We start from the raw sequence: 1,571 nt of genomic DNA, 5'->3' as shown, positions 1-1,571 counted from the left end.
GCGCTCGGCGTCGCCGACCGGGGGCGGGCCGTCGTCGGCGGCCCGCCGCAGCAGCCGGGAGGTGGGGCGCGGTTCCGCGCCGTAGCCGCCCTCCCGGCGCGGGCCGAACGGCCCCACGAAGTAGCCCTCCGGGACCGGGAAGCCGAGCCCGGCCCGGACCTGCCAGTGCAGGGGCTCGGCGTCGCCGGCGCCGGGGAGCGGCACCGGCACCAGCGCGCGGCCCGGCGCCACGTACCGCCGCCAGGTCCCGTCGGTGAAGAACGCCGGGGCCGCCCGGCGCGGCTCGGCGGGCAGCGGCTTGGGCACGACCGGGACCAGCGCCAGCGCCAGGACCACCGCGCACAGCCGGGGCCCCTCGGCGGGCGCGCGGGCCCGCAGCCGGTCCACGCCGAGCGCGACCAGCAGCCCGATCGCCGGGACGCAGGTCATCGTCAGCCGCGACTCCAGCACCGACTCGTACAGCGGCAGCCGCGCCATCCAGCGCCACGGCCCGGGGACGCCGGTGGGCCGCCCGTTCACGACGATCTCCGGGCCGAGCGACAGCAGGACCCCGGTGACGACGACCGCGCCGAGTGCCCGCGCCAGCGGCAGCCGCCGCAGCCAGACCAGCAGCGCCGCGACCAGGACGACGACGGTCCAGCCGAAGAACGCGTTCTGCTCGGTGGTGCTCACGTCCAGCGGCCCCGGCGGGGCGGGATGCCCGGCCAGCGACTGGCGGGCGAACGCCGCCAGCACCGCCACGTCGTTCCCGGAGGGCCCGTGCAGCAGGCCGTCGTAGCTCCGCGGCCCCGCGAACTGCCACCACAGCGGATAGGCGCTGAGCGGGGCGAACACCGCCAGCCCGGCCAGCAGCGGACGGATGGCCGCCCGCGCCGCGTCGGGCCGCGACACGGCGTACACCACGGCGAACGGCACCAGCGCCGTCGCCGCCAGCAGCAGCGCCTCCTCGCCCATGTGGATCTGGTAGGCGGCGAGCAGCCCGAGGACCGCGCCGTCGCGGAGCGGCCGCCCGCCGCGCGCCAGCATCACCAGACGCCCGACGAGGAACGGCAGCACGAACAGCGCCACGAAGTTGGGGTGGGCGTTGGCGTGCGTGACGATCGGCGGGGCGAAGCCGCAGAACGCGCCGCCGACCGCCGCGGCCGGGCGCGACCCGCCCAGGTGCCGCCGGACCAGCCGGTACCAGCCCGCCGCCGTCCCGGCCAGCCCGGCGGTCAGCACCACCGCCCATGTCGCGCCCGGCCCGCACGCCAGGGTCAGCGGCGTGAGCGGGACCGAGACGCCGAGCATGACGGTGTTGCCCATGAGGTTGACGCCGTCGGGGTGGTTCTGGAGCGTCGTGAACAGCGGGTTCTCCAGGCGCGTGACGGCGCGCGCGGTCACCGCGAAGAACCACTCCCACTGGTTCTGGTCCGGGCCGCCGTCCACCAGGTAGCGCCCGGAGGGGGAGGCCCACAGGTTCTTCAGGACCGCCACGGCGGCCAGCAGGTACCCGGCCAGGATCAGGGCGTCGGCGCGGCGGCCCCCGGCGCGGGGCCGGGCGGGCCGCGGGGCGCGTTCCCGGCGGGCGG

1 protein-coding gene is annotated in these 1,571 nt (G+C 78.1%); it reads right to left on the bottom strand.

Features of this window, described 5'->3' with window-relative positions; all coding sequences use genetic code 11:
• A partial coding sequence (locus AKI01S_RS52450; protein ID WP_067833925.1) for a glycosyl transferase occupies window positions 1–1,571 on the bottom strand: 1,571 nt, incomplete at both ends.

It is taken from the genome of Actinomadura kijaniata NBRC 14229 (genome assembly GCF_001552175.1).
Lineage (GTDB): Bacteria > Actinomycetota > Actinomycetes > Streptosporangiales > Streptosporangiaceae > Spirillospora > Spirillospora kijaniata.
This window is presented reverse-complemented; position numbering and strand designations above follow the sequence as displayed.